Annotated in this window: 31 protein-coding genes; 30 read left to right on the top strand and 1 reads right to left on the bottom strand. The window is 57.9% G+C overall.

Translation table 11 applies throughout. The features are described 5' to 3' along the window. From O1721_RS23470 to O1721_RS23380, 19 genes are all read left to right on the top strand, one after another. On the top strand, positions 1–595 hold a 595-nt coding region (locus O1721_RS23470; protein ID WP_479953473.1), incomplete at its 5' end, for a DUF7168 domain-containing protein. Positions 596–601: 6 nt separating this feature from the next. Further along, positions 602–1192, top strand: a complete 591-nt coding sequence (locus O1721_RS23465) for a DUF2857 domain-containing protein (protein ID WP_032646920.1) — start codon at positions 602–604, stop codon at positions 1190–1192. After that, entirely contained in the window at positions 1189–1437 is a 249-nt protein-coding gene (locus O1721_RS23460; protein WP_004115572.1) for a ParE family toxin-like protein, read from the top strand. The genes O1721_RS23465 and O1721_RS23460 overlap by 4 nt, the downstream gene beginning before the upstream one ends. Positions 1438–1536: 99 nt before the next feature. Beyond that, entirely contained in the window at positions 1537–2775 is a 1239-nt protein-coding gene (locus tag O1721_RS23455) for an STY4528 family pathogenicity island replication protein (protein ID WP_006777723.1), read from the top strand. A gap of 416 nt (positions 2776–3191) precedes the next feature. Further along, positions 3192–3905 (top strand): PFL_4669 family integrating conjugative element protein, encoded by a 714-nt coding sequence (locus tag O1721_RS23450; RefSeq protein WP_010615557.1) that lies wholly within the window; start codon positions 3192–3194, stop codon positions 3903–3905. Between the two features lies 1 nt (position 3906). Further along, on the top strand, positions 3907–4461 hold the full coding sequence (locus tag O1721_RS23445; protein WP_006777724.1) for a hypothetical protein: 555 nt from the start codon (positions 3907–3909) through the stop codon (positions 4459–4461). A gap of 15 nt (positions 4462–4476) precedes the next feature. After that, positions 4477–6498 (top strand): DNA topoisomerase III, encoded by a 2022-nt coding sequence (locus O1721_RS23440; protein WP_006777725.1) that lies wholly within the window; start codon positions 4477–4479, stop codon positions 6496–6498. Between the two features lie 637 nt (positions 6499–7135). After that, positions 7136–7606, top strand: a complete 471-nt coding sequence (locus O1721_RS23435) for an STY4534 family ICE replication protein (protein WP_006785950.1) — start codon at positions 7136–7138, stop codon at positions 7604–7606. 60 nt (positions 7607–7666) lie between these two features. Continuing rightward, complete coding sequence (locus tag O1721_RS23430; protein WP_006785953.1) at positions 7667–8203, top strand: single-stranded DNA-binding protein; 537 nt, start codon at positions 7667–7669, stop codon at positions 8201–8203. Positions 8204–8336: 133 nt separating this feature from the next. After that, positions 8337–8774: a DUF29 domain-containing protein gene (locus O1721_RS23425; RefSeq protein ID WP_006785955.1), complete on the top strand. Its 438-nt coding sequence runs from the start codon at positions 8337–8339 to the stop codon at positions 8772–8774. 138 nt (positions 8775–8912) lie between these two features. Further along, positions 8913–9578 (top strand): PFGI-1 class ICE element type IV pilus protein PilL2, encoded by a 666-nt coding sequence (gene pilL2 / locus O1721_RS23420; RefSeq protein WP_006785957.1) that lies wholly within the window; start codon positions 8913–8915, stop codon positions 9576–9578. Continuing rightward, the gene (locus tag O1721_RS23415; protein ID WP_020899224.1) at positions 9575–10333 is read left to right on the top strand and encodes a hypothetical protein; all 759 of its coding nucleotides are present in this window, start codon (positions 9575–9577) and stop codon (positions 10331–10333) included. The genes pilL2 and O1721_RS23415 overlap by 4 nt, the downstream gene beginning before the upstream one ends. Before the next feature lie 11 nt (positions 10334–10344). Then, entirely contained in the window at positions 10345–11067 is a 723-nt protein-coding gene (locus O1721_RS23410; RefSeq protein WP_006785960.1) for a TIGR03759 family integrating conjugative element protein, read from the top strand. Beyond that, positions 11046–11681, top strand: coding sequence for a lysozyme family protein (locus tag O1721_RS23405; RefSeq protein ID WP_006785961.1), 636 nt, complete (start codon positions 11046–11048; stop codon positions 11679–11681). Before O1721_RS23410 ends, O1721_RS23405 begins: the two co-directional genes overlap by 22 nt. 5 nt (positions 11682–11686) lie before the next feature. Continuing rightward, entirely contained in the window at positions 11687–12220 is a 534-nt protein-coding gene (locus tag O1721_RS23400) for an integrating conjugative element protein (protein WP_006785962.1), read from the top strand. Beyond that, entirely contained in the window at positions 12220–12792 is a 573-nt protein-coding gene (locus O1721_RS23395) for a restriction endonuclease (protein ID WP_006785963.1), read from the top strand. Before O1721_RS23400 ends, O1721_RS23395 begins: the two co-directional genes overlap by 1 nt. A gap of 10 nt (positions 12793–12802) precedes the next feature. Beyond that, positions 12803–13291: a hypothetical protein gene (locus tag O1721_RS23390; RefSeq protein ID WP_006785964.1), complete on the top strand. Its 489-nt coding sequence runs from the start codon at positions 12803–12805 to the stop codon at positions 13289–13291. Then, positions 13284–15383: a type IV conjugative transfer system coupling protein TraD gene (gene traD / locus O1721_RS23385; RefSeq protein ID WP_006785965.1), complete on the top strand. Its 2100-nt coding sequence runs from the start codon at positions 13284–13286 to the stop codon at positions 15381–15383. Before O1721_RS23390 ends, traD begins: the two co-directional genes overlap by 8 nt. Then, positions 15376–16134, top strand: coding sequence for a TIGR03747 family integrating conjugative element membrane protein (locus O1721_RS23380; protein WP_006785966.1), 759 nt, complete (start codon positions 15376–15378; stop codon positions 16132–16134). The genes traD and O1721_RS23380 overlap by 8 nt, the downstream gene beginning before the upstream one ends. A gap of 90 nt (positions 16135–16224) precedes the next feature. On the opposite strand, the gene O1721_RS23375 is transcribed toward O1721_RS23380, so the two are convergent. Continuing rightward, positions 16225–16572, bottom strand: a complete 348-nt coding sequence (locus O1721_RS23375) for an FxLYD domain-containing protein (protein WP_016808262.1) — start codon at positions 16570–16572, stop codon at positions 16225–16227. Positions 16573–16756: 184 nt separating this feature from the next. On the opposite strand from O1721_RS23375, the gene O1721_RS23370 reads away from it, so the two are divergent. From O1721_RS23370 to O1721_RS23320, 11 genes are read left to right on the top strand one after another with little or no spacing between them, the layout of a single operon-like run. Beyond that, complete coding sequence (locus tag O1721_RS23370; protein WP_006785967.1) at positions 16757–17104, top strand: integrative conjugative element protein, RAQPRD family; 348 nt, start codon at positions 16757–16759, stop codon at positions 17102–17104. Further along, positions 17104–17346: a TIGR03758 family integrating conjugative element protein gene (locus O1721_RS23365; RefSeq protein ID WP_003029734.1), complete on the top strand. Its 243-nt coding sequence runs from the start codon at positions 17104–17106 to the stop codon at positions 17344–17346. The genes O1721_RS23370 and O1721_RS23365 overlap by 1 nt, the downstream gene beginning before the upstream one ends. A 35-nt stretch (positions 17347–17381) precedes the next feature. Then, a complete protein-coding gene (locus O1721_RS23360; protein WP_006785968.1) occupies positions 17382–17768 on the top strand; it encodes a TIGR03745 family integrating conjugative element membrane protein in 387 nt (128 codons plus the stop codon). Positions 17769–17780: 12 nt separating this feature from the next. After that, positions 17781–18137, top strand: a complete 357-nt coding sequence (locus O1721_RS23355) for a TIGR03750 family conjugal transfer protein (RefSeq protein WP_004115534.1) — start codon at positions 17781–17783, stop codon at positions 18135–18137. Beyond that, positions 18134–18793 carry a PFL_4703 family integrating conjugative element protein gene (locus O1721_RS23350; protein ID WP_004115533.1) on the top strand — a complete coding sequence of 220 codons (660 nt, stop codon included), beginning with the start codon at positions 18134–18136 and terminating at the stop codon, positions 18791–18793. Before O1721_RS23355 ends, O1721_RS23350 begins: the two co-directional genes overlap by 4 nt. Further along, positions 18793–19743: a TIGR03749 family integrating conjugative element protein gene (locus O1721_RS23345; protein WP_006785972.1), complete on the top strand. Its 951-nt coding sequence runs from the start codon at positions 18793–18795 to the stop codon at positions 19741–19743. Before O1721_RS23350 ends, O1721_RS23345 begins: the two co-directional genes overlap by 1 nt. Next, positions 19733–21232: a TIGR03752 family integrating conjugative element protein gene (locus O1721_RS23340; protein WP_006785974.1), complete on the top strand. Its 1500-nt coding sequence runs from the start codon at positions 19733–19735 to the stop codon at positions 21230–21232. The genes O1721_RS23345 and O1721_RS23340 overlap by 11 nt, the downstream gene beginning before the upstream one ends. Continuing rightward, positions 21216–21611, top strand: a complete 396-nt coding sequence (locus O1721_RS23335; protein ID WP_020899223.1) for a hypothetical protein — start codon at positions 21216–21218, stop codon at positions 21609–21611. The genes O1721_RS23340 and O1721_RS23335 overlap by 17 nt, the downstream gene beginning before the upstream one ends. Continuing rightward, the gene (locus tag O1721_RS23330; RefSeq protein WP_006785978.1) at positions 21611–22021 is read left to right on the top strand and encodes a TIGR03751 family conjugal transfer lipoprotein; all 411 of its coding nucleotides are present in this window, start codon (positions 21611–21613) and stop codon (positions 22019–22021) included. The genes O1721_RS23335 and O1721_RS23330 overlap by 1 nt, the downstream gene beginning before the upstream one ends. Then, positions 22021–24879 (top strand): conjugative transfer ATPase, encoded by a 2859-nt coding sequence (locus O1721_RS23325; protein ID WP_023202704.1) that lies wholly within the window; start codon positions 22021–22023, stop codon positions 24877–24879. Before O1721_RS23330 ends, O1721_RS23325 begins: the two co-directional genes overlap by 1 nt. Further along, positions 24876–25253 carry a hypothetical protein gene (locus O1721_RS23320; RefSeq protein ID WP_032646930.1) on the top strand — a complete coding sequence of 126 codons (378 nt, stop codon included), beginning with the start codon at positions 24876–24878 and terminating at the stop codon, positions 25251–25253. Before O1721_RS23325 ends, O1721_RS23320 begins: the two co-directional genes overlap by 4 nt. Positions 25254–25327 lie beyond the last annotated feature (74 nt).

The raw sequence follows: 25327 nt of genomic DNA, 5'->3' as shown, positions 1-25327 counted from the left end.
GCTGATGGCCAGATACGGTATCAGCGAGCTTGACGCCAGTCTTACATCTGTGCGCGAGGCGTCTTCCCGCACGGCCCCTTCGGATGCTGAAAAAGTTCCGGAATGGATGGTGACCCTTGTCCGGGGCGTCTGTCATGCCTTTGGCTGCCGCGCTTATTACTCATGGCGTCAGACCTCTGCCGGGTATCGCCGTTCGGTAACCTTTTACGGATTCAGTGAAAAACCTGAGATAGCAGCCTATGCCTTTGATGTGCTGACGCGCCAGCTGAAAGATGCCACAAATTCTTATCTCAAAACCCAGAGTAAGCGGCTGAAACTGGCCACACGCCGGGCGAGAGCGGAGCAGTTCCGTGACGGCTGGGTATGTGGGGTGCGTGAGGTGATATCGGCAACTGACATCAGCAGCGAGGAGGAGCAGGTGATGAGCCACTGGCTGGAAAGCCGCAGTATGAAAACAGTCACAACCCGTGAACTGAAAGCCTGCCGCGGGGCGGATACAGCACGTTATCAGGGGTATGAAGCCGGACAAAATGCCCGTATTCATCATGGTGTCAGCGGCCGGGGTCCGGCAGCCATTGGTTACCGTCAGGATTAAGGGGGAATGATGAACAGTTTATCTCAGGCTGCCAACGGATTGCTGATGCAGCTGGTTATGGATCTCAGAAGTGGCTATCTGCGCCGCTGCGAATCGCTGGGACTGAACCGCGAGGAAATGCAGATGCTGCAGGGGCTCTCGCTCGAAGAGCTTCACTACCTTTCCGGCAGTGAGGTGTCGATCATCAGTGTGGGCATCAATCACGGCAATCTGGTGCGCATGCTGCAGCAGGCCCGGACGGAACAGAAACGACTCCAGCGTATCGATCGGGCGCTGGCGCTGGGCGGCTCCATTGAACTGATGGCCAATTACTTCGGGCTCTCCAGTACGGACGTGGCGGCCCGCCGTCGTATTGCCGGTATCGATGTCCGGCCGGGGCGCGGTAACGCACTGGGTGATGAGGAAAACGCCGCCCTGTGGCGTCAGTGGCAAAAGTCCGGCGTTGAAGATGCGGAAAGTGCTGACGGGCTGGACGTAATGATGCTGGCTGCAGAACAGATGAACGTCTCGCTGACGTCCGTCTGGCATGCCGTCCGCGGCTGGCACAAAACCCGGCAGCCTTCTCCGGCACGAATGCCGGTAAGGAAGACGGCATGAAATACAGGATGGTTGCGCCGGGCCTGCGGGCTCCCCATGGTACGCCGCCGCAATGCTGTCAGAAGGCGTTACGTCAGGTTCGCCGTTTCCGGCAGGGGGCGCGTAATTACACCCGGCTCGATGAGAAAGGCTGCGGTTACTACAAAATCGATCTCGGCCCGTTCTGGCGTTTGCTGAGTCGCAACGAAGGCCGGACATGGCTTCTTCTCAGCCACGAACGCTATAACAGCGCCATACGGAAATAGCAGCATGACAGCCTGTTTACCCTGCACCCGTACGCGGGTGCATTACTAAGCATACTGACAGTTCAGAACGGCCGTGATGGCGGCCGAAAAGGAAAAATAATGAGTCTGCCTGCAGAAAGCCTGATTGCTTATACGCTGGATAAAATGAATGCCCGCCTTGCGGCCAGACCCCGGCGGGATGATGGCAGGATACGTAACGGCCTGCTGTTTACCGGAAATGTGCATGATTCCATTCCCCGCCGGCTGTTGCTCGACACGCGGTTGTCACCACTGGACAAGATGGGCTGGATGATGATCCGGCTGTATGCACAAAATAATGAGGGGGCAGTTTTCCCCAGCTATGACGAACTGCAACTGCAGCTTGCCTCACCCGGAAAGGGGAAAGCCTCAAGGGAAACGGTAAGCCGCGTCCTGCTTATGCTACGAATAACCGGCTGGCTCAGCCTCTGTAAACGCGTGCGGGATGATAAAGGGCGGGTGCGGGGGAATATCTATGCTCAGCACGATGAGCCCCTGACGTTCAGCGATGCGGAAACGCTCGACCCCCGCTTCCTTGATACGGTGGCGGATGCCTGCCTGAGTAAAAACCGGACTATCAGCCAGACCGCCCGCGAAGTGCTCGACGATATAAAAAACGACCCCACCATGCGCCATTATCGCAGCCATCTTGCGCTGATCGAATCGCGTCTGGACCGCCCACAGACGCCCAGCCAGATGGCGAAACATCATCACCGAATACCCCGTCCCGCACCGGGTTCGGAAACCGAACTCAGTCATAAACGGCCAGGAATCATCGCTAAAAAACAGGGTTCGGATACCGAACTCAGCCCAGAAAGATACAACAATTCACTGAGTTCGGAATCCGTACTGCCAGTAAAAACAGGCAGTTATGACCGGGTTCGGAAACCGAACCATTACGTACGTAGTATCACACACAGTGTGAATAAAAATACGTACGTACCGGGTAAACCTGTGCTTCCCGACAGTTTGCATGAACTTGTGCCGGCAGAAGATATTGCCATGCTGACCGCCCAGCTGCAGGCGCTGCCTGAAGAACAGGCACAACTTGTGCTGCTCAGCCTGCAAAAGGTGATGGCACGCCAGCAGCTCAGCAACCCGGTTGGCTGGTTGCTGGCCGTAATGAAAAAGGCCCGTGAGGGCAGGTTATACGCGCCCCGTCAGGCTGATGATTCGCCTGAGAGTGCCGTGCAAAAAAATGCTCAGCGTCCTGAACAACAGCTGTGGAAGCCAGAACCACGTTCTTCTGTCCATCCTGTATCGGAAGAGAACATACGAAATTTGGTTAGAGATATTCGTAGAAAGCTAAACGATAGATAGCTACTTCTAGAACCGGAGGTTAAAAAACAACCACCGCTGCGAGTGGCAGCAGTGGTTAAAAAGCAATCGGTGCTGCGAGTGGTAGCAGTGGTTAAAAAGTAATCGGTGCTGCGAGTGGCAGCAGTGGTTAAAAAGCAAACAGTGCTGCGAGTGGCAGCGGCGGATAAAAAATGTACAGCACTGTATGGGTCTGGTTTGAGTAAAACATGAAAGGATTTTATCTTTTGATTTTTAAGCAGTTTGAGGTGTCATTCTATATAACTGACTACTTCAACGCCCTGAGCCAGCCCGCTATGAAGCCATATAAGTGAATTTCCGAGATTAGGGATCTGGTTTCTAGTTGTCCCCAAGCTCCTGCCTGAAGAGTATCACTGACTCAGGTCGAACCTGACCGGGATCTTACAGGAGATGATTTCATGACCACTGAAAATGAAACGCGAAGCGATAAACCGGGCGGACTCACATCCTCCCTGAAAATCGAGATCCACTCAAACTATGCTATCCGTCTCTGGGAAGGCCGCCCGCAGGCTCAGGCGAAGGAGGGTGTAAAGAAAGTTAAGCATGCCATCATGAGTATGCCCCAGGCTATTAAGCGCTCAGGAATTATTTATCAGGATTCCCTGGCAGATAACCCATGGGCAGATGAGGCGATGTTCAGGGTTGAAACGCTTTTGAATGAAGCTGGAGAACATATCAAAAGCCGGGTAGAAGAACTTGAGGTCATATTGAAATCAGTTCCCCCTGCTGTTTCATTTTCTGACATTGCCTCCTCGTCTCCACTTAATATAGGCGTATACAGTCGTTCTCCGCTGGGTTACAGATGTGTATGGGTACTCGTCGGATATGACCAGATGGCCCTTAAAGCATTCCAGGCGGCTCATTACGGTCTCATATCCCGCAACCGTCGCGATGAACTACTGAGCCATTGCGCTCACTTAATCAGAAAAGTATATGGTGTGCTACGCCTTTATCGAACCGTCAAGGTTAACCGTGCTGACATAGCAATCCAGACTAAAGAAGCACAACAGGCAATAGAAAAACTGGGCATGCCCGATACTGACATTCTTACTGGTAAGAAACGCTCTTCCTTTTCTCCACCTCTGAGAAAAGCCGTTCAGGAGGAGAAATAATATGATTCGCCCTGTGTTCCTCCTCACCTCCTTCTTTTTACTGAGCGGATGCGCAACAACGGACTGGGCTGCGATTAATAAACAGGTCAGCGATACCGCTGCGAACCTGACAAAAACGTTAGGCGGCAACGACAGCGGAGAAAGTGGCGGGATGCCGCTGATGAGCCCGGCGGGGCAACAGGCCATGCAGTCCGTCGATAAAACGTTCTCCGTGCCGGTCGATGTGGATACCGCGGCGGCCCGCCTGAAGCGCCATTACAAATTTATCTCCACACAGGAGCTTGAGGCACTGCGGCAGGCCGCAAATGACGGGGACTGGAAAGCGGCGGCAGAAGATGATGCGCATCCCGTCTGGGACGCCATGCCGGGCAGCTACTACAAAATGGGCTCCGACTGGAACGGACGTGATCACCTGGATATCGAAATCGAGAAAAACGGGTCCGGCAGCAGGCTCTATGTTGTCTATCGCTCATCATCATCACAGCGTCTGGCCGGGTCCGGCGTCACGAAGCTGATGAATGATGTCCGCGCTGTTGCGGCGGGTGAAAAACGCTGATGCGGGAGGCAACACATGCAACTCTTTCTGTGTGAAAAACCCTCCCAGGCAAAGGATATTGCCCGCGTGCTGGGTATCAGCAAGCGTGAGCAGGGATTTATCAGCGGCGGTAACATCGTTGTGACCTGGGCGGTCGGCCATTTACTCGAAACTGCCAGCCCTGAAGCCTATGGCGAGCAGTATGGCAGGCCATGGCGTGCCGATGTTCTGCCTGTGCTGCCTGAGGCCTGGAAAATGGTCGTTAAAGAGCAGACAAAATCGCAGTTCACCGTTATCAGTAAGCTGCTCAAAAAGGCGTCTGAAGTGGTCATCGCAACCGATGCCGACCGCGAGGGCGAGGTGATCGCTCGTGAGCTGATGGAATACTGCCGCTACAGTGGCGCGGTACGCCGGCTCTGGTTGTCAGCCCTGGATGAGGCCAGTGTGAAGGAAGCACTTAGCAGTATTCTTCCGGGGGAAAAAACAGCCCTGCTGTATGATGCCGGCAAGGGCAGGAGCCAGGCGGACTGGCTCATTGGCATGAACCTGACGCGTCTTTATACCCTTAAGGCCCGTGACTCAGGGGTGTCAGAAGTGCTGTCCGTCGGGCGGGTACAGACGCCGACGCTTGCTATGGTGGTTAACAGGGATAATGAAATCACATCCTTCGTGCCAAAGCCCTGGTGGCAGGTACATGCGCTTATTGAAAAAGAGGGCGTCCGGTTCCGGGCAGTCTGGGTGCCCGTTGAGCAGTACTGTGATGAGGAAAAGCGTTGCATCAATCCCCAGGCCGCCCGGGCGGTGGGGCAGTTGTGTCAGCAGCAGGGCAGGGCTGTGGTACTGGAGGTAACACAGAAGCGGGAAAAAACGGCGGCCCCCCTCTGTTTTGACCTGGGCACCCTTCAGCAGGTCTGCTCCCGAAAGTTCGGCATGGGCGCAAATGATGTGCTCGCCATTGCCCAATCCCTCTACGAAACCCACAAAGCGACCACCTACCCCCGGACAGATTGCGGTTTCCTTCCAACTTCGATGCAGCAGGAAATACCCGACGTTCTGGCGGCAGTGGCAAAATCCGATCCCGCTGTGGCCCCGGTACTGAATCAGCTGGACAGGAAGTTTGTCTCGCGTGTCTGGAATGACAAGAAAATCACCGCGCACCATGCCATCATTCCCACCCGACAGGCATTTGATTTGTCGCGCCTCAGCGCCGATGAGCTGAAGGTCTACCATCTGATTCGCCAGCATTATTTCGCCCAGTTCCTTCCGCTGCAGGAATCTGACGTGACGGAGGCGTCTTTCAATATCGGTGGTCAGCTGTTCCGTACACGCGGGAAAGTCGGTGTGGTGACGGGCTGGAAGTCATTGTTCCAGGCTGAAAAAGATGACGATGAAGAGGACGTCGACGGTGACAGTATGGCGCTGCCGGCGCTGGCAAAAGGGGATATTTGCGCTGTCACCGGTTCTGAGGTTAAAGATATGAAAACCAGTCCGCCTAAACCGTTCACGGAGGGGACGTTGATTGCTGCCATGAAGAACGCGGCCAGTTTCGTCAGTGACCCGAAGCTCAAGAAAGTGCTGCGTGATAACGCAGGTCTGGGCACAGAGGCGACGCGTGCGGCAGTACTCGAAACCCTCTTCAAACGACACTATCTGGAGAAAAAAGGGAAGCACATCCACTCAACGCAGATGGCCCGGGAGCTGATTGCGGCCCTGCCGGAAACGCTGACGAGCCCGGGCATGACCGCATTATGGGAGCAGGCACTGGATGATATTTCGCAGGGGAAAATGTCGCTTGCGGTCTTTATGCAAAAGCAGCTGCAGTGGACCCGTCACCTTGTCGAAAAAGGCCGCCAGGACAGTGTGAAAATCACCGCTCCCGTCACGCCCCCTTGTCCGTTATGCAAAGGGCCCACACGTAAACGCAAAGGTAAGAAAGGAGATTTTTGGGGTTGCGTGCGTTACCCAGACTGCAAAGGTATTATTAACACCAACGGGAAAAAGACCACAAAGCGCAAAAAAGCAGCATCAGGGACAAAAACAGAATCATCCGCACAGTGATGAGTTATTTCACTGTACAACCCCGGGCCGGGTTCTGCTAATGTGACTACGCTTCGATATGTACCCCTTTGCCGGAGGCAGCCAGCTTAACTTTAACGGGATTAATCTGGCAACCGGCACGACGGTCTGCCATCGCACATCTGGCAGGAACTGTAAGACGCATGCGCTCCGTGAAAATCGCGTCGGGAACGGATCCCCGGAGTAGTGAGATACATTAAGGTCTGGTACAGCCCCCACGGCGTTGCATATGCAGCGCCGTTTTCATTTCTGGTTTTATGGGTTGACACCAGGCTTGTTTGGTTTAAAAATCAACAGTGCTTACCGCTGTTTTTCACAGCCAGCTAAAGTTTCAGCAGTCTGAGAGAAACGCCTTAGGGTGACTGCCAGCTAACGTTTCACCGGTCTGAGAGAAACACCTTCGGGTGACCGGAAAATCCTCGCAGCCTGAGAGAGGATACCTTCGGGTGGTAAATCCGTTTAACCTCTGGAAACGGATATCACTGCACAGTGATTGAGGTCCTTTCAACATACCAGACTCTCAGGATTCAACCGATCCTGACCCCCGACGGGAAACCACTCCCGTCAGGGCAGATGGTTTCTCCGCCGTACCTTTTTTTACCTCCATGGAGAAAACATCATGTCTGCAAACAATACTTCTGCATCTGCAAAATCTGAGTACTTCAACCTGACTATCAAAGGCATCGGGTATCTCAGCAACATCCGCCAGGTTAACCATCAGAATGGCTCGTTCCTCAGCTGCGTAATAAATGCACTGAGTGGTCCGACTGATAATCCGGCCTACGTCCGTTTTGACATTTCTGTCGCAGGTAAAGAGGCAACCAGCCTTATCGCCCGCTGCCAGAAAGCCGTCGATGAAGACAAGAAAGTCCTGTTGGGCTTTAACCTGAGTAACCCGTCCACGGACATATTTACGCTGAACAAAGGCGACCATGCCGGCGAACAGCGCGTCAGTCTGAAAGCCCGCCTGATAAAGGTGGACTGGATCAAAATAGGCCAGGAAATGGTTTACAAGACTGAAAAATCTGACTCCGTGCCGCCGCAGAATGGCTCTGCCGCACAACAAAACTACGCAGAAAACTCATTCTGATGCGCACCTGACACACCCCGTTCGCGGGGTGTTTCTTTATTCCTTACAGGAGAAATGATTATGTCCTCACGCGGCGTTAACAAGGTTATCCTTGTCGGAAACCTCGGCCAGGATCCTGAAGTTCGTTATATTCCCAACGGCAGTGCAGTTGCCACCCTTTCTCTGGCCACGTCTGAGAGCTGGCGCGATAAGCAGTCCGGCGAACAGAAAGAAGTGACCGAATGGCACAGGGTGGTTATTTTCGGCAAGCTGGCAGAAATTGCGGGTGAATATCTGCGCAAAGGCTCCCAGGTTTACATCGAGGGTCAGCTGCGCACACGCAAATGGACCGATCAGGCCGGCCAGGAGAAATACACCACAGAGGTGGTGGTCAATATTGGTGGCACCATGCAGATGCTTGGCGGCCGCCAGTCCGGCAGCGGACAGAATACGTCTTCCCGGAATGACTGGGGGCAGCCTCAGCAACCTTCAGGACCGACTCACAGTGGCCAGGCCTCCGGCAGCAGTGCCGGTGCGCCACCGATGGACTTCGATGACGATATACCGTTCATTGGATTCGGGTATGACTGTTCCAGAGTGGCAATTCACGCCCTCTGAATTAATGGAGCTTTGACTGTTATGACTGTCTCTGACAAACTTCAGGAAGCAACTTTTTATGTTGCATCTTATGTTATCCCCGGAGCATATCTGTTCTGGCGGTTTCTTCACTTTTTGACTAACGGAGGCTTGTATGGGAGCACGTTACGATTCAGACGTTGTTGCCTGGGCCAGTGAACAGGCAGCTTTACTGCGTGCCGGAAAGCTCAGTCAGATTGATATTGAGAACATCGCCGAGGAGATTGAAGACGTGGGCAAAAGTGAAAAGCGTGAGCTGGCCAGCCGTATGGCTGTCTTACTGGCCCACCTTCTTAAATGGAAGTTTCAGCCAACCCATCGAGGTAAAAGCTGGGAGTTAACCATTAAAGGTCAGCGTGATTTGATTGTACGACGTCTGAACAAGACGCCGAGCCTGAAAAGCGCGTTTTCTGATCCTGAATGGCTTGCGGATGTGTGGTTTGACGCCCGCGCCGATGCTTCCAAAGAAACCGGCATAGGTCTGGATATCTTTCCTGAAGACAGCATCTGGACAACAGATACTATTCTCAGTAACGAGTTTTACCCGGACTGATTACTGTCTGTTTCACCGCAACGCCATCCTTTCGGGTGGCGTTTTTTTTCATCAACGGAAAATCAGTTGTTAATTGAGTGAAACCGGACCGATTCCGCACAGTGAGGGCTGTTTTATCACTGTACAGGAAAATTCCGGATGAAACGTAACACCTCTCACAACGTATTTTCACCAGGCAGGCTTGCCACTGTTCTTCCCCTGCTGCTCCTTGCGGGCTGTGTTTCCCAGCCGCAAAAGTTGCAACAGCGTGCGCCTGCCGACCCGACACCCGGCACCACCGTCACCCGCAACGTTCAGCCGGTCTCTCCGGACGAGTATGCGCGGACGCCGGAAGTGGTGCGCTACGATCGTTATCTGCTGGTCAGCACCGATCCGCAGGCGGCCCAGCGTGACCCTCTCTCCCAGATTATTGATATCCGTATCCCGTCATCCCTGCATCCTACCGTGGCGGATGCGCTGCGTTACGCCCTGCGCCAGTCCGGTTATTCCCTGTGCGCGACAGGCTCCGCCAACGGCGTGCTTTACCGCCAGGCATTGCCGGCGGTTCAGTACCAGCTGGGCCCGATGCGCCTGCGTACTGCCCTGCAGGTCCTGGCCGGTCCGGCCTGGCAGCTTGAGGTGGATGATGTACAGCGTGTGGTCTGCCACAGCCTGCGCGACGGCTACCAGCTGCCGGTCTCCCAGCTTCCGCCGCCGGTCAGCAGCTGGTCCACGCCTGCGCCGTCCGCCGTGTCACAACCGGCCATCAGCGCCCCTCAGTCAGTACCCGTTAAACCTGTCAGCGGAGGGTTTCTGAGAAAATGAGCGAACAGCAACCATTCCATACTGACCCCGCTCCGGCTCGTAAAAGATTCAGCTGGCGTCCCCGCTGCCGCCTCATCTGGGGCGCTGCCAGCGGTGTGGCGCTGGCCGGCATTCTGGCGCTGGGCTACACCGCCTTCAGTCTGGGCATATCGAACCTTGATGAACGCCTTGCACGCCTTGAATCTCAGGGCAGTACAGCGGCCACTGTTGAGACAGTCGCGGCCCTGCAGTCAGATGTGACCACGCTCAAAACCGGCCTGCAGGATACCCGGAAAAAACTTGGTGAGATGCAGCAGGAGCTGAGCGCTGCTGCGAAACAGGCCGGCAGCGACGACGCCGTGCGTCAGTCATTGCGAACCCTTCAGGACGCCCAGCAGGGGCTGGAAACCCGCCTGAGTGCGCTGACTGAGCAGCTGACAGCGCTGAAATCACAGCCGGCACCCGCACCCGCCGCACCTGTCGCCGCACCGGTCAAAAAAAACGCGCCTGCTGCAAAAAAGCCCCGTCCCGCTGACACACGTCGTGCTGCTCCGTCCCTTCGCGTGGCCCGCAATGCGCCTTTTGTGCTGACGGGCGTGGAGAAGCGGGGGGCAGAGTCCTGGGCTGCCATCGCGCCCCGGGGCTACAGCAGCCTGTCGCAGGTGGCCCTGGTCGGAGAGGGCGAAACCGTTGCCGGCTGGACGCTGGTCAGTGCCGGTTATGGTGAGGCGACGTTTCGGGTTAACGGCCGCCTGACCGTGCTCAGAGCAGAATAACGGAGCGAATGATGAAACTGAAACACACCTTTTTAGCCGCCATGCTGCTGAGTCCCCTGACCCTGGCCGCGACCACATCAGGACAGACGGATGTCAGCCGACAGGAATCAACACAACGGGCGGACTCCGCACAGCAAAACCTGCAGCAGCAGGCCGGTCAGTGGGGACTCAGTGCCGACGATTATCAGCGTTATCAGCAGCTGATGAAGGGACCCCGGGGTACCCAGTCGCCGGGTCTCGATCCGCTTTCCACCCTCGGTATCGAGGCGCAGACGCCGGCAGAGCGCCGTAAGTTTGCTGAAAAGTGGGTGAAGGAAGAGTTTGCCCGCACCCAGAAAGAGCTTGATTTCCAGCGTGAGGTGAACGCGGCCTGGCAGCGCCTGTATCCGGGCACACTGCCGGTCAATATGGGGAACGCCTCCGGCGTGGCGCACGACAGTGGCGGCCGGCTGGCACTGTTCGTCAGGTCAAAAGACTGCGCAACCTGCGACGCGAAACTGTCTGCCGTGCTGGCTGACAACCGGCCGGTGGACATCTATCTGGTCGACAGCCAGGGCAGTGATGATGCGCTTCGCAGCTGGGCGCGGGACCATCACATTCCCGTGGAAAAGGTCCGCAAGCGCCAGATCACGCTTAACCACGACGGCGGCCGGTGGATGCGCTTTGGTAACGGCCTGATGCCGGTTTTACTGCAGCAGGCGGGAGACGGTAAATGGGCAATCGCAGCATTCTGACCGGCGCGCTGGCGCTGGGCTTACTGATGGCGGCCGTCCCTGACGGCCATGCTGACCAGACGGTGCCGGAGGGTTACGTCCGCGTGGCCATGGCGCACGGCGTGCCCCCCGAAGCGCTTTACTCGGTATCACTGAGCGAGTCTTCGCGCAAACTTCCCCGCGGAATACGGCCATGGCCCTGGACCATCAATGTGGCAGGCAAAGGGTATCGCTATGAGACGCGCCTGCAGGCCTGGCAGGCGCTGCAGGTCTTTATGAAGCGTCACCCGCTTAAGCGCATCGATGTCGGTATTGCCCAGGTCAATCTGGGCTGGAACGGTCATCATTTTGCCTCGACGTGGGATGCGTTTGACCCTTACACCAACCTGAACGCCGCCGCCACCATTCTGCGTGAGTGCTGGGCGCGTAAGCCAGGCAGCTGGCTGGATGCGGCCGGCTGCTACCACCATCCCGCAGGTGGTCAGCCTGCTGCACGTTACCGCGCCATTGTGAGAGGGCATCTGGCAAAAATCAGCCCTGCACCCCGCATTTCTGCGCCGGCAGCTGAAGCGCCCCGCTCGGTTGCTGCGCTCACCCCCGATCCAGGCTTCGTCTGGACTGAACCCGGGAGATAACCCTGATGAAAACGCTGTCCTTACTGCTGTTTACCCTCCTTCCCCTGACCGGCCATGCTGAACTGAATGTGATTGCTGATCTGGGCGGTGAAGATGCTGCGCCGTATTTTGAGGCCGTTAATAAACAGCCCGGCATGCCCGGCGTCAGTGACGTACAGCCTTCACGCCAGCCGGACCACGGTGTTCCGCTGGCTGACGGGATGGCGGGTATGTTACCCGTTAACACACCTGAACTGAGCCCGGGGAATACAGCAGACCGGCCGCTGCAGTTGCCCGGCATTGGGGCGTTGTTTCTGATCGGGGATGATGCTCTGTCCCGTGAATGGCTGAAAGCCAATGCCGGCGCGCTGGCTGAACAGCATGCGGCCGGGATGATAGTCAACGTCACAGACATGGATACCGTGCGCGAGCTGCGCGAGCTGGCACCCGGTGTCAGCCTGGCCCCGGCTTCCGGCAGCGAACTGGCCCGTCGCCTGCAGATTGCGCATTATCCGGTACTCATCACCGATACCGGCCTGACGCAGCAGGTTAAGCCGTGATGAGCGCGCCAGATATCAACGGTCTGCTGATGGCGCACCCTTACGGGGCGGTCATACTGGTTGTCCTTTTCCTGGTGGTGATGGCCTTTCTGAACCTGCGTCGGCGGGAGAAAGCCAGCACCCGCCGTCACCGGCGATACCGGGCAACGGCGGGGCGGGTACTGGATAAACTGACCCGCCTGCCGGGAGACGGGCAGCGTCTGAGCTATCTGCGCAAAGTCAGTCCCTATGTCTTTGAAGAGCTGTTGCTCTCTGCCTTTGAACGCCAGGGGCTGACCGTGGTGCGCAATGCCTCCTACAGCGGTGACGGCGGCCTTGATGGTCAGGTCATCATTGACGGTGAGCACTGGCTTATCCAGGCCAAACGGTACAGTCGTGCTGTTTCCCCCGCACATGTTGAGGACTTCGACCGGCTTCTCCTGCAGTCCGGCCGCCGGGGGCTGTTTATCCACACGGGCCGTACCGGAAAAATGAGCCGCACCATTCGCACGGCGTCACCGCGTCTGCGCATCATCAGCGGGCAACGCCTGCTGGCCATTCTCGCCGGTCAGGACGTCCGGCAGTATCTCTGAGGAATCTTTTATGCACATCTTCCTGAACAGCCTGCGTTACGCGTTGTGGCTTGTGTTCTGTTTATTCCGTCATGCCGTTTTCGTGCCTGCCGCTTTCGGCGGTGTCTACCTGCTCGCCTGGCTTGTTTTCGGCCATCCGGTCAGTGACCTGAACGACCAGTTGCAGAAGGAGGCAACGGCATGGCGCACCGCGCCGCCCGGACATTACATGTGGGAGGAATGCCCGGCGCCTGATAATGCGGCTCCGCCTGATGCAAAGCCGGCAGCCTGTACCGTCACTGCCGTCTCCACAGAAACCGCGGCGAACAATTACCTGCTGTCATTGCGGGCTGTATGGATCATTTTTTTCATCCTGTCGAATGTTCTGTATGTGCTCTGGCGCTTACTGGCGGATGCCCTGCGTTACCACTCCCTTTCCTGCAGGGAAGCCGGTGCCGGGAGGGGAACGTATATCCGTATAGCCGACGGTAAAATTATAAAGGAGGCAGACGATGAGTAACCGTTACGTCATTGAGGCCCTGCTGCGTCCGGCCGTTGAGCTGAATACCGCCGTGGTATCGGGCATGGCGGCGTATGTCTGTGTGCAGGCACCCTGGGCTGTCGCTCTGGCTCCGTCTGTCAGCTATGTCACCGCAGCCGGGTTTGCGGCGCTGGCCGTCACCCGCACGCATCAGGGGATGAAGATTATTCGCTACCGCCGGAATCTCCGCCGCCTGCCGCGCTATGTCATGAGTACTAAACAGATCCCCGTCAGTCATCGTCGCCTGTTTCTAGGCCGGGGGTTCCGCTGGACGCAGAAACACACCCAGCGGCTGCAGGATACGTTGCGCCCTGAAGTGGCCCGTTACCTGCAGCCAAACCGCTTTTACCTGGGGGCGCGTCAGCTCGAAATGATGACAGAGCACCGTCTGCCCTGGCTGGGTAAGCTGCTGAGTGCCGATACGCCGCTGAACCCGGTGCGGCCATTACCACCGGTGGGCGGCAATCCGGCGCTGCACGGCATCGAGCCCGACGAAAAAGACGTCACCCTGGCTCTGGGGGAGCGCGTTGGCCATACGGTGGTGTACGGCACCACGCGCGTCGGGAAGACCCGGCTGGCAGAGCTGCTGGTCACCCAGGATATCCGGCGGGGTGAAGTCACCATCGTGTTTGATCCGAAAGGCGACGCAGACCTGATGAAACGCGTCTGGGCAGAGGCCCACCGGGCCGGACGCGGGGACAAGCTGTATATTTTTCATCTTGGCTGGCCTGAAATTTCAGCCCGTTATAATGCCGTCGGGCGTTTTGGTCGCGTGTCAGAGGTGGCGTCCCGCGTGGCCGGTCAGCTGTCGGGTGAGGGGAACAGCGCGGCATTTCGCGAATTTGCCTGGCGGTTCGTCAACATCATCGCCCGTGCGCTGGTCGCCCTGGGTGAGCGCCCTGACTACACGCTGATCATGCGCTACGTGAACAATATCGCCGATCTCTATATCCGCTATGCGGAAAAAATCATCCAGGCGCAGCTGCCGGCTCTGCAGACGCAGATTGAGAATAATCAGCAGGTGCTGGGAGAGGACGACGTGCCCCGTAACATGCAGGGTCAGCCGGATGCCTTACGTATCTGGGCCATTGAGGTTGCCCTGAGTTCAGAAGAGGGTAAAAAACTCTATGATCCCATCCTTGACGGGCTGCGGTCAGCGGTACGTTATGACCGTACTTACTTTGACAAAATCGTGGCGTCGCTGCTGCCGCTGCTGGAAAAACTGACCACCGGCAAGACCGCCGAGCTGCTGTCGCCGGATTATCAGGACATTGACGACACGCGGCCGATTTTTGACTGGGAACAGATCATCCGTAAAAAAGCCGTGGTGTATGTGGGGCTCGATGCGCTCAGTGACAGTGAAGTGGCGAGCGCGGTCGGTAACTCCATGTTCGCCGATCTGGTGAGTGTGGCCGGGCACATTTATAAACACGGTATCAATGCGGGCCTGCCGGGCGGGAAAGAAGGGAAGTCCCTGATTAACCTGCACTGCGATGAGTTTAACGAGCTGATGGGGTATGAGTTTATTCCTCTCATCAACAAAGGGGGCGGTGCCGGCATGCAGGTGACGGCCTATACCCAGACGTCTTCTGATATTGAGGCACGCATCGGGAATGCGGCCAAGACGGCCCAGGTACAGGGTAACTTTAACAACCTGATTATGCTGCGCGTCAGGGAGAACCGCACCGCCGAGTTGCTGACCACGCAGCTGCCGCAGGTGGAGATTTACACCAAAACGCTGGTCTCCGGGCACCAGGACACGGCGGATGTCAATGCAGACCAGGACTTCACCTCAAGCACCCAGGACCGCGTCGGGACGGTAAAAGTCCCACTACTGGAGCCGGCCGATATCGTGACGCTACCAAAAGGGCAGGCGTTTGCCCTGCTGGAAGGAGGGCAACTGTGGAAAATCCGCATGCCGCTGCCTGCCGGGGATGCTGATGATGTGCTGATGCCGGAAAGTATTGAGAAAATAGCGGAGGAGATGCGGCGCAGCTATCACAGCGGCGAATCCTGGTGGCGGGACGGCCCGGCCCTGAACGTGCCGGTCACAGGAGGGGCGAATGGCTGAGGTAAAACGTCCCCCACAGCAGCAGACGCTGCCGGAACGCAAGCACGGCATTCTGTATAATCTGCTCTGGGGCTGGCCATGGGCCCTGGTGGGCGTGGTGCTGTCCTCGCTGCTGCTGAGCCTGCTGATTGAATATATCGGCATCGCCTTCTTCTGGCCGGAAGCCGGGGCGGCGCACAGTGAAGCGGTCATGAACACCGAGCTGGGGTGGCTGTCCACAGAGTTCACCCGCAGCCTGCTGCTGTCTGAGCCATCGGTGACGGTTGTGCGCTGGGTTAGCACCGCGTATCAGTGGGCCTTTGTGGACAGTGGCTTCCTTGACTGGGTCCGGCAGCAGTATGCGCACCAGATGCACAGTGACAATGCAGTCACGCGGGAAATCAACAGCTGGAGCGGCTGGCTTGCCGGCTACCTGCGTGAATACCTGCTGGCCACGGTATGGATAAGCATTATCACACTGGTACGCGTCACCATCCTGGTGCTGTCCGTCCCGCTGTTTGTGCTGGTCGTGGTGGTGGCCCTGGTTGAGGGGCTGGGGCGGCGTGATCTGCGGCGTTACGGGGCGGGGTATGAAAGTTCTTTTGTCTATCACCATGCCAAGAAACTGGTCAAACCGGCAGCCGTGGTGCCCGCCATGCTGTACCTTTCCTGGCCCACTGCAGTCTACCCCAATCTGCTGTTGTTGCCGGCGGCTGTCCTGTTGGGTATCGCCGTGACCGTGACCACTGCCTCATTCAAGAAGTATCTTTAAATCAGGGCTGGACGGAGGCGTGCAAAACTTGTTTTGCGCGCCTGCCGTCAGCAGACAAGCCATGAAACCACTGTTACTGGCGCGTCAGTGTCAGTTATTAAATACCGTCAGTTCTGTCACTTTGAAGCTGTCTGGCTTGTTGGTTATGCTGTCGTAGGGTGCCTGTAGCTTCCATTGCTGACCCGGCTCCAGATTTTCAGCCATCGCTGCCGTATTTCCTATTACTGCCCCATTCTGAAGCAAGTTGAATTTGACAATTACAGTCTTCACAGGCCCACCTGACACGTTTGTTCCCGTGCCTTCAATTTGCTGCAAACCATTTGCTGCTGTGGCGAAATGCAGGTCTGAAAGTTGGACTTTGCCAGTACCGTCGGCCGCAAGAACAGGGCCGGTAATCAGTGCAGTGATTAACGTGGCCTTCAGAACAGTCTTCATCATTTTCATTTTCCCTCTGTTTACCGTTGAGTTTTCTTAATATCACAATGAACCTTTATTTACAGCTAAACCTGCCACCGGCACTGACCTGCAATTAATTTTGAAATTCCTGTTTAGGGTTTATCGCTGACCCGACGCTCCCTCTTCCGCATCCTGTCCGCACCCCTTAATCCTTCTGGAGGTGCGTATGAACTCAAATCGTCCGGCCATGCGGCGCAACCGTCGTGTCCCGGGCATCACTGGCCTGGTATTGCTGACCTTTCTGGCATCAGCTGCTGCACAGGCATCCGAGAAAGACGAGCTTGCGTCTGTTCAGCGTCAGCTGGACCAGGTTCAGGCGTCGCTTGAACGGGCCCGCGTGGCGGCTGCACAGGCCGACCCGGCTGACCGTGGCCGCTTTTTCTTTGATTACCGTCAGGCCACATCCGATCTCAACACCATCCGCAGCGGCATTGACCGCTATCTGGAGCCCTCCCGCGCGCAACCGCGTGACCCGTCTTATGTGGCCGGTAATTACCGGCGGGAGCGGCCCTGATGCCCATGACATCCGAACAAACGAACGCGTTTAAAGCCGGCTCCGGCAGTCTTGATGTGAACATCCTTCATCTGCTCTGCATCGGGGCACTGCTGGCATTTCTTTTTTTATGGGCCGCGTGGGCGCTGTCGGATGTCTGGACCGGCTGGAGTAACACCAAAGTGCGGGACGCGGCCCTGGGGCGTTTTGCCGTCCGCACCGTGCTGCTGTTGCTTGTGTGTATCTGGATGTTTGCCAGTTAACCCGATTATGAACGTTAAGTCAGGAGATGAATTCCATGCACCATTCTGAGTCTGTTGTTGCCCGCCTGCGCCGTCTCGCCAGTCGTACGCTGACCCGCGCCGGTACGCTTGCCCTCCTGGGCTGGCTCACCTGCAAACCGGCCTTTGCGGACTTGCCAAGCGTTGAAGCGCCTGAATCCGGAGGCGGAAGCGGGCTGTCCGGACAAATCAAGGGCTACCTGCAGGACGGCATTGTTATCGGGGGGCTGGTCGTGGCGGCCGTTGCCTTTATCAACGTTGCCATTGCCGCCCTGCACACCTTCACCGAAGTCCGCAATGAGAAAGCCACCTGGACCAAATTCGGGGCCATTGTGGTGGTGGGTGTGGTGCTGCTGGTTGCCGTTATCTGGCTGCTCGGCAAGTCTGCCGACATTCTGTTGTAGGAGCCTGCGACGATGCAGACCATTCGTTTTTTACCTGACCGTCTCAACAGTGAGCCCGTGGTATTTCGCGGGTTTACCACCCATGAGATGGGGCTGGCAGCCCTTGCCGGCGCGGGTGCGGGTCTGCTCCTGTCACTGCCGTTTATCCCGCTTGCCGGCTGGGTTGTCGTTCCCACCGGCCTGCTGGTCATGCCGCTGCTGCTCGTCTGGTTCGGCGGCCGCTGGATGGCCAGGCTCAAGCGCGGTAAGCCCGAGAACTGGCTCTGGCAGCGACTGGAGACGAAAAAACGCCGGCTGGGGATGGGCAATCCGAAACTGATTGTGGATGCCCGGGGCTGGTCAGTGAAACGTAACAGGAGAGCCTCATGAGCCGTTTTCGCCATGCGGTAAAAGACCGCGACCAGCATATTCAGACGCTGCGCATCGCCTGCGCCGTGCTTGCCTTTTTCCTTTTATTCACCTGTGCAGGCTGGATGCTGGCACCCAGCAAGCTGACCGTGCATAACCCGCCGGATTTACGTACCGGCAGCACGCGGCCCTGGTGGGAAGTGCCGCCCCCGACGGTCTACTCCTTTGCGTTCTACATTTTTCAGCAGCTCAATGCCTGGCCGAAAAACGGCGAGGTGGATTATTCCGCCAAAATCAATGCGCTGTCGCCGTATCTGACGCCGTCCTGTCAGGATTTCCTGAAAGCGGATGCAAAGAAACGCGGTGACGCCGGGGAGCTCACCGACCGCGTGCGCGTGGTGTATGAAGTGCCTGGTCGCGGTTACCAGTCACAGAGCGTGACCGTACAGGATCGCGATCACTGGATTGCCCGCCTGGACGTGGTGGCCGACGAATATTTCCATGCCGAGCCGGTCAAACGCGCCCTGGTACGTTACCCGCTTAAAGTGGTGCGCTGGGAAGGTGATGCGGAGCGCAACCCGTTCGGGCTGGCGCTGGACTGTTATGCCGGTGTGCCCCAGCGTCTGGAGGCGGCACCGCCTGCACCTAAACCGGAGAAGTCAGGAGTGTTTCAGTGATGAGTAAAAACCCCCACTACCGCGCCGGGCTGATGGCGCTGTCCTTCGCCCTGCTGCCCCTGGCAATGCTGGTATCACGTCCTGCCGGCGCAGATGAGCTGATGAAATGGGAGCGTATTCCGCTGCAGATCCCCCTGAAGGTGGGGCAGGAGCGGGTGGTCTTTGTGGACAAAAACGTCCGCGTCGGTTTTCCGCCGGCGCTTAACGGTAAACTCCGGGTGCAGAGCACCGGGGGAGCCGTCTACCTGAAAGCCGACAGCGCCTTTCCGCAGACGCGGGTGCAGCTGCAGGATGTGGAAAGCGGCGAGGTTCTGCTGTTTGATATCGCCGCCGGTGAAAAAGGGCCGACTGAGCCGGTGCGGCTGGTCTACAGCGGTGATGTCAGCACGCTGAGTCACGCCGGCGATGCGGCCGGTCAGCCAGGTGGTGCAGACCGGGCTGCTTCCGGATCAGGCTCATCTGCTCCCACCGGCAGCGATGATGGTACTCAGGCAAAGCGTAAAAAAATCCGCTACAGCGCCCCCATCCCGGTGCTGCTGACCCGATATGCCGCTCAGAGCCTTTATGCTCCGGCACGTACGGTCGAGGCGGTCCCGGGTATTCATCCGGTCAATCCTCATCTGCCCCGACGTGTCAGCACGCTGTATCCCTCTGAACCATTAACGGTCACGCCGCTGGCTGGCTGGGGTGTGGCAAACCGCAGCGTGGTGGCACTCAGGCTCACGAACACCGGCAGCCGTAAGGTCGTTCTGGATCCACGCTCGCTGCAGGGACAGTTTGTGTCCGCCACCTTCCAGCACCGCTGGGTCGGTCCGGCCGGCACGCCTGAAGACACCACCACGGTGTATGTGGTGACCGCCGGTCGTCCGGAGAGCGCATTCATTGCTGAGCCGTCTGCACTGCGTAAAGCGACCCGCACGGTAAAACAGGAGGCCCGCCATGCAGATTAAATCTAATGCCCTGGTGAAGTTTATCGTGCCGGCCGTGGTGATTGCCGGGCTGGCCGTGGGGCTCAAAAGCTGCAAAAACGAACCGGCAGAACAACCTCAGGCAAAACAAAGCGGCTCCCTGAAAAACCTCTCGCCGGATGAACTGAAGGCGCTGGGGGTGGAAGGCGACACGCCGGAGGACACCCTGCGCACGCTCATCGGCCGGCTGAACGATGTGCGTGACCGCCAGAAAACGCTGGATAAGCAGAACGCGGATTTGGTGAAAGAAAACGAACGGTTGCGCCGGCGCAATCAGGACGTTTCAGGACAGGTGAATGAGGCCGTTAATGGCCTGCGCGAGCAGTACGACAAGCGGCAGGCTCAGCTTCAGAACGAACAACTGAGCCTGACGGCGAAAATCCAGGAGCTGACTGACAAACTCAAAAAGCCTGACAGCGAGAAAAAAACGGCGGACAGCGATATCCCGCTGGGGCTGGGACTGGACGGCATGGGCAGCAGCACCGGGGGGAGCGCTTCTCAGGGCAGTGACGGCATGATGTGGGTCGCGCCGACGGACCAGAAAGAGACGGATCCGCGGGATGCGGCCAGCGGCAAAGCCTCACCTCAGTTCCCGACCTCTTTTCTGGGGGAAAATGAGCTGACCCGCCAGAAAGCCGCCTATGAGCAGAAAGTGAAGGGACGGACGAATGAAAAAGGGGCGGAAGAGAGCGCCGAGCCGGTTTACACGCTGCCGGAAAATTCCACGCTGGTCGGCAGCCGCGCCATGACGGCACTGCTTGGCCGGGTGCCCATCAACGGCACCGTGACCGATCCTTATCCGTTCAAGGTGCTTATCGGTAAGGATAACCTGACGGCGAACGGCATCGAGTTACCGGACGTCGAAGGGGCGATTGTTTCGGGGACGGCCAGCGGCGACTGGACGCTGTCCTGCGTGCGCGGGCAGGTTAACAGCGTCACCTTTGTTTTTTCCGACGGTACGGTGCGCACCCTCCCCAGACCCGACACCAGTAACAACGCCGGCGGGCAAAATAATAACGCTCAGGCTAAACAGGATACCGGCACCAGTGGCGGTATCGGTTGGATTTCGGATGAAAACGGGATCCCGTGCATTGGCGGCGAACGTAAGTCCAACGCCTCCACCTACCTGCCCACCATCTTTGGCCTGTCGGCTGCCGGTGCGGCGGGTGAAGCGATGAGCCAGGGGCAGTACACGACGCAGAACAACGTGAATGGCATTTCCGCCACCATGACCGGCGACGCCGGACAGGCGGCGCTGGGGAAAGCCATTTCCGGCGGCATGTCTGAAACCACCGACTGGATCAAACAGCGTTACGGGATGACGTTTGATGCCATTTATGTGCCGCCCGGTGCCCGTCTCGCCGTGCATATCACCCGTCAGCTGGCCATTGATTATGAAGATAAGGGCCGTAAGGTGCGCTACGACTTCACCCTGCCGGGTGGCGTCAGTGACAATGGCGGACTGGACTGAGTACACGGCCATGGCGGGACAGATAACGTTTTTCCCTCTTTCATCCGTGTGCTGGATGTTCAGCGACGGGGCAGGCTGGCATATTGACGTGATCCCTGCGTCTTCTGCGGTTCTGTTGCTGCGACCCGTCGCGCTGTTGCCTGCCGGCGCACCTTTACTGCGCTGGCGCAATGGCCAGCTTTTACTGGATATCGGCAGGTTCTCCCTGCCGCTCAGTGCCCGGGAGTGTGCCGTTTCGTGGCGCAGCCCGAAAATCCCGCGCCGGCTTTACTGCCCGCGTATGACATTACGGGAGCTGGGGCACCTGCTGAATGTCAGTGCGTTCGTTTTTATCTGCGGCGGTTACGATCCGGCCGCCTCACAAAGGAGATACCGGTAATGTACAGAACGGTTTTCATTCTGGCCCTGAGCTGTGTAATGCTCAGCGGCTGCTCAACCTCCAAAGAGGAAATGCTGCCGGCGGGCGATAACACCATGCTTGAACTGTGGAACGGGGCGGACGGTGGCGGCAGTACTTCCCGCCAGTCTGCGGCGGCCCGCGACACGCTGCGACGCCCGCTGACGGGCAGCGAAACGCAGGCGGACGCGCAGGCCGACCGCAGCTACAGCCGTACTCAGGAAAGCGAAATCACCCAGCAGTTTCCCCGGCTGCCCAACCCCGACATGGTGATGTACCTGTATCCCCATCTGGCAGACGGTAACACGCCGGTGCCGGGTTACAGCACTGTGTTCCCGTTCTACAGCCAGACGCAGTATGCCATGCCTGGCGAGCGCACGGAGGCCCTGTAATGCTTTCACTGTTTACGCGTAATAAATCCACCGACCGGCAGACGCCGGTTGATGACGGCCAGTCCGTTCAGGCAGATGAAACCCTGACCGCGGCCGTGAAGGGCCGGCAACCTCTGAAGCGCCCCGGGAAAATGACGCGCCAGGATGAGGAGAAGGTTTATCACGCCAATCCGTCCATCATTGACTTTTTGCCCTGGGCAGAATTTCTCGATGAAGAGCAGTGTCTCCTGCTTGATGACGGCGTGTCGGTGGGGGCCGTTTATGATGTGACACCGGTGGCGACCGAAGGGCGAACCGAAGAGCGCCTGGAGCAGATCCGGGACTCGGTTGAGGATGCACTTCAGGACAGCTTTGATGAACATGACGTGAATCCCTGGGTCGTGCAGTTCTTCTGCCAGGACGAGGACGACACTGACGCGTACCTGGACAGGCTGCGCGGGTATGTCAAACCACATGCACAGCGCACGGCGTTTACCGACGCCTGGCTGGGTGAAATGGAGCGCCATATCCGCAGTATCTCCCGGCCTGAGGGACTTTTTACTGACTCGCTGATTACCGGCCAGCCGTGGCGCGGGCAGCAGCGCCGCACCCGGATGGTTGTTTATCGCTGGCTTGGTAAAAGCCGGGATCCGATGCCGCCGGTGGCGATGCTCAATCAGGTGTGTGACCGGGTCGTTAATGCCCTGGGCGGGGCGGGGATCCGCTGCACCCGGCAGAACGGCCTGCAGGTGCATGGCTGGCTGCTGCGGCTGTTCAATCCGTCACCGGACTGGGTGGAGAAAACCACGCTCTATCGGCAGGCTGCTTACGCAGACCCGCGCGAGACACCTGAAGGCACCGTGCCGGTCAGCAATGATTTTGCCGAAACCCTGTGGTTCACGCCGCCGGTTTCAGACCCGGAAAACGGCGTGTGGTGGATTGACAACAAGCCGCACTGCGCGGTGGCGGTGGAAAAACTGCGTACACCGCCGGAGCCGGGCACCCTGACCGGCGAGAAAAGCCGGGGTGAAAAGAAAATTAATGCCCTGATGGATATGTTTCCGGAAGGGACCATGGTGTGCATGACCGTGGTGGTACAGCCCCAGGACCGGCTTGAAGAGCAGTTTAACCGGCTGTCGAAAAATGCGGTCGGTGAGAATACCGAGTCGGGCCGCGTCCGCCAGGATGTGAAGACGGTCAAAGAGTATCTGGGCAACCGGCACAAGCTGTACCGGGCGGGGATCACCTTCCTGCTGCGCGGCGACGACATGACCAGCCTGAAGCGCAAGCGGCTGGAGCTGTCCACCGTATTGCTAGGGGCCGGTCTGCAGCCGGTACGGCCGGAGTTTGAAGAAGGTCCGCTGAACAGCTGGCTGCGGGCGCTGCCGATGTGCTTTAACCCGGACAGCGACAAAAAACACTGGTATACCCGTCTGACATGGGTTCAGCACCTGGCAGGACTTTTGCCGGTAACCGGGCGGGAAACCGGCACGGGGCATCCCGGCTTCAGCTTTTTCAACCGCGGCGGGGATACCCTTACATTCGATCCGCTCAACAAGCTCGACCGCACCCAGAACGCGCATCTGCTGTTGTTCGGCCCGACCGGGGCGGGCAAGTCGGCCACGCTGTGTGCCGCGCTCTCCCAGCTGATGGCCGTCCATCGTCCGCGGCTGTTTATTGCGGAGGCCGGCAACTCGTTCGGCCTGCTGGCCGACTTCTTTGACAGCCTCGGGCTGACGGTGAATAAAATCAGCGTCAAACCCGGAAGCGGCGTCAGTCTGCCGCCGTTTGCTGATGCTCACAAACTGGTGGAAGAAGGCCTGGCCGCCCAGGCCGTGGATGAGAGCGACCTGCCTGATATCGACACGGACGACGATGGCGAGGATGACAAGCGTGACGTTCTCGGTGAAATGGAAATCTCCGCGCGCATGATGATCACCGGCGGCGACCCGAAAGAAGAGGCTGACCTTAAGCGTGCCGACAGGGCGATGATACGTGAGGCGCTGCTGATGGCGGCACATGCCACGTATAAGGAAGGGCGGCAGATGCTGCCGTCTGACCTGCAGAAGGCGCTGTACGACATTGCCTCTGACAACGATGAGGGCGTCATCAATGTCCGCAATGCTCAGCGCAAGGCGAAAGCGGCGGAAATGGCGGAATCCCTGGGCATGTTCACTCAGGCCGGGAGCTTTGAAGCGGAGCTGTTCAACCGCGAAGGGGAGCTGTGGCCGGAAGCGGACGTGACGCTGGTCGACCTGGGGCATCTGGCGCGTGAGGGTTACGAGGCGCAGATGGCCCTGACCATGGTCTCGATGACCAACATGATCAACAACATCGCGGAGCGTGACCAGTTCCTGGGCCGGGATATTGTCTTCACGGTGGATGAGGCGCATATCGTGACGGTCAACCCGCTGCTGTCGCCCTACATGACGAAGGTGGTCAAGATGTGGCGTAAGCTCGGTGCCTGGCTGTGGCTGGCCACCCAGAACCTTAAAGACTACCCGGATATTGCCGAAAAAATGCTGAACATGGCGGAATGGTGGATTTGTCTGACCATGCCCCCGGAGGAGGTCAAAGATATCAGCCGTTTCCGCGCGCTCACGCCGGAGCAGGAATCGGTGCTGCTTTCCGCCAGTAAACTGTCGGGGTGTTATACGGAAGGCGTGGTGCTGGCGAAACGGATCGAAGCGCTGTTTCGTGCCGTGCCGCCCAGTCTCTTCCTGGCACTGGGCATGACGGAAAAAGAAGAGAAAGCCGAACGCCGGGCGCTGATGAATGAATTTCACTGCAGCGAACTCGAGGCGGCAAAACGCGTCGCGCAGAATCTGGACCGTCTGCGCGGTCTGACGGATAAACAACAGGAGCCTGCCACGGTATGATGACACTGAAGTACCCTGAACCCGCCATTCATGAGCACAGTGGCGGTGCGCTTTTCACCCTGTCGCCTCAGGGGGAGCCCGGCTTGCTCCCGGCGACACATCAGCATCTGGTGAGGCTGCGGGCGATGCTCAGGCAGCGCCTGACCGGGCCGGTCAAAATGACGTGTCACCCGCACCGGGTGGGACTCAGCAGCAGCGTGGCCATCTATCTTGAGGGAAAGCTGAAGCAGGCGGTGAATATTCTTATCACCGTGACGGGACAGACGAGCTGGCCGCAGGAAGAGGAGTATGCGCATCCGCGCTGGTATATCACGGTGCCGGATTCGGCTGACCTGGTGTATCTGATGCTGTGGATTAACGGGCTTGACGTATAACTACAGACTTGCCTTCACCAGGGGCATGATTACAAAAAGAAAATAACAATATTGCATACCGGCCCTCAGGGCCG

The organism is Enterobacter cloacae complex sp. HYC033_NIDB, assembly GCF_056673335.1.
Note: the sequence above shows the minus strand (reverse complement) of the source record. Positions and strands in the feature narration are given on the sequence as shown.

Coding starts and splice junctions, on each gene's coding strand:
- pilL2 (WP_006785957.1), top strand. CDS start 8,913: ATGAAACGTAACACCTCTCACAACGTATTTTCACCAGGCAGGCTTGCC.
- O1721_RS23460 (WP_004115572.1), top strand. CDS start 1,189: ATGAAATACAGGATGGTTGCGCCGGGCCTGCGGGCTCCCCATGGTACG.
- O1721_RS23450 (WP_010615557.1), top strand. CDS start 3,192: ATGACCACTGAAAATGAAACGCGAAGCGATAAACCGGGCGGACTCACA.
- O1721_RS23415 (WP_020899224.1), top strand. CDS start 9,575: ATGAGCGAACAGCAACCATTCCATACTGACCCCGCTCCGGCTCGTAAA.
- O1721_RS23405 (WP_006785961.1), top strand. CDS start 11,046: ATGGGCAATCGCAGCATTCTGACCGGCGCGCTGGCGCTGGGCTTACTG.
- traD (WP_006785965.1), top strand. CDS start 13,284: ATGAGTAACCGTTACGTCATTGAGGCCCTGCTGCGTCCGGCCGTTGAG.
- O1721_RS23400 (WP_006785962.1), top strand. CDS start 11,687: ATGAAAACGCTGTCCTTACTGCTGTTTACCCTCCTTCCCCTGACCGGC.
- O1721_RS23370 (WP_006785967.1), top strand. CDS start 16,757: ATGAACTCAAATCGTCCGGCCATGCGGCGCAACCGTCGTGTCCCGGGC.
- O1721_RS23330 (WP_006785978.1), top strand. CDS start 21,611: ATGTACAGAACGGTTTTCATTCTGGCCCTGAGCTGTGTAATGCTCAGC.
- O1721_RS23395 (WP_006785963.1), top strand. CDS start 12,220: ATGAGCGCGCCAGATATCAACGGTCTGCTGATGGCGCACCCTTACGGG.
- O1721_RS23425 (WP_006785955.1), top strand. CDS start 8,337: ATGGGAGCACGTTACGATTCAGACGTTGTTGCCTGGGCCAGTGAACAG.
- O1721_RS23335 (WP_020899223.1), top strand. CDS start 21,216: ATGGCGGACTGGACTGAGTACACGGCCATGGCGGGACAGATAACGTTT.
- O1721_RS23455 (WP_006777723.1), top strand. CDS start 1,537: ATGAGTCTGCCTGCAGAAAGCCTGATTGCTTATACGCTGGATAAAATG.
- O1721_RS23430 (WP_006785953.1), top strand. CDS start 7,667: ATGTCCTCACGCGGCGTTAACAAGGTTATCCTTGTCGGAAACCTCGGC.
- O1721_RS23360 (WP_006785968.1), top strand. CDS start 17,382: ATGCACCATTCTGAGTCTGTTGTTGCCCGCCTGCGCCGTCTCGCCAGT.
- O1721_RS23325 (WP_023202704.1), top strand. CDS start 22,021: ATGCTTTCACTGTTTACGCGTAATAAATCCACCGACCGGCAGACGCCG.
- O1721_RS23390 (WP_006785964.1), top strand. CDS start 12,803: ATGCACATCTTCCTGAACAGCCTGCGTTACGCGTTGTGGCTTGTGTTC.
- O1721_RS23350 (WP_004115533.1), top strand. CDS start 18,134: ATGAGCCGTTTTCGCCATGCGGTAAAAGACCGCGACCAGCATATTCAG.
- O1721_RS23375 (WP_016808262.1), bottom strand. CDS start 16,572: ATGATGAAGACTGTTCTGAAGGCCACGTTAATCACTGCACTGATTACC.
- O1721_RS23365 (WP_003029734.1), top strand. CDS start 17,104: ATGCCCATGACATCCGAACAAACGAACGCGTTTAAAGCCGGCTCCGGC.
- O1721_RS23435 (WP_006785950.1), top strand. CDS start 7,136: ATGTCTGCAAACAATACTTCTGCATCTGCAAAATCTGAGTACTTCAAC.
- O1721_RS23440 (WP_006777725.1), top strand. CDS start 4,477: ATGCAACTCTTTCTGTGTGAAAAACCCTCCCAGGCAAAGGATATTGCC.
- O1721_RS23380 (WP_006785966.1), top strand. CDS start 15,376: ATGGCTGAGGTAAAACGTCCCCCACAGCAGCAGACGCTGCCGGAACGC.
- O1721_RS23355 (WP_004115534.1), top strand. CDS start 17,781: ATGCAGACCATTCGTTTTTTACCTGACCGTCTCAACAGTGAGCCCGTG.
- O1721_RS23465 (WP_032646920.1), top strand. CDS start 602: ATGATGAACAGTTTATCTCAGGCTGCCAACGGATTGCTGATGCAGCTG.
- O1721_RS23445 (WP_006777724.1), top strand. CDS start 3,907: ATGATTCGCCCTGTGTTCCTCCTCACCTCCTTCTTTTTACTGAGCGGA.
- O1721_RS23345 (WP_006785972.1), top strand. CDS start 18,793: ATGAGTAAAAACCCCCACTACCGCGCCGGGCTGATGGCGCTGTCCTTC.
- O1721_RS23410 (WP_006785960.1), top strand. CDS start 10,345: ATGAAACTGAAACACACCTTTTTAGCCGCCATGCTGCTGAGTCCCCTG.
- O1721_RS23320 (WP_032646930.1), top strand. CDS start 24,876: ATGATGACACTGAAGTACCCTGAACCCGCCATTCATGAGCACAGTGGC.
- O1721_RS23340 (WP_006785974.1), top strand. CDS start 19,733: ATGCAGATTAAATCTAATGCCCTGGTGAAGTTTATCGTGCCGGCCGTG.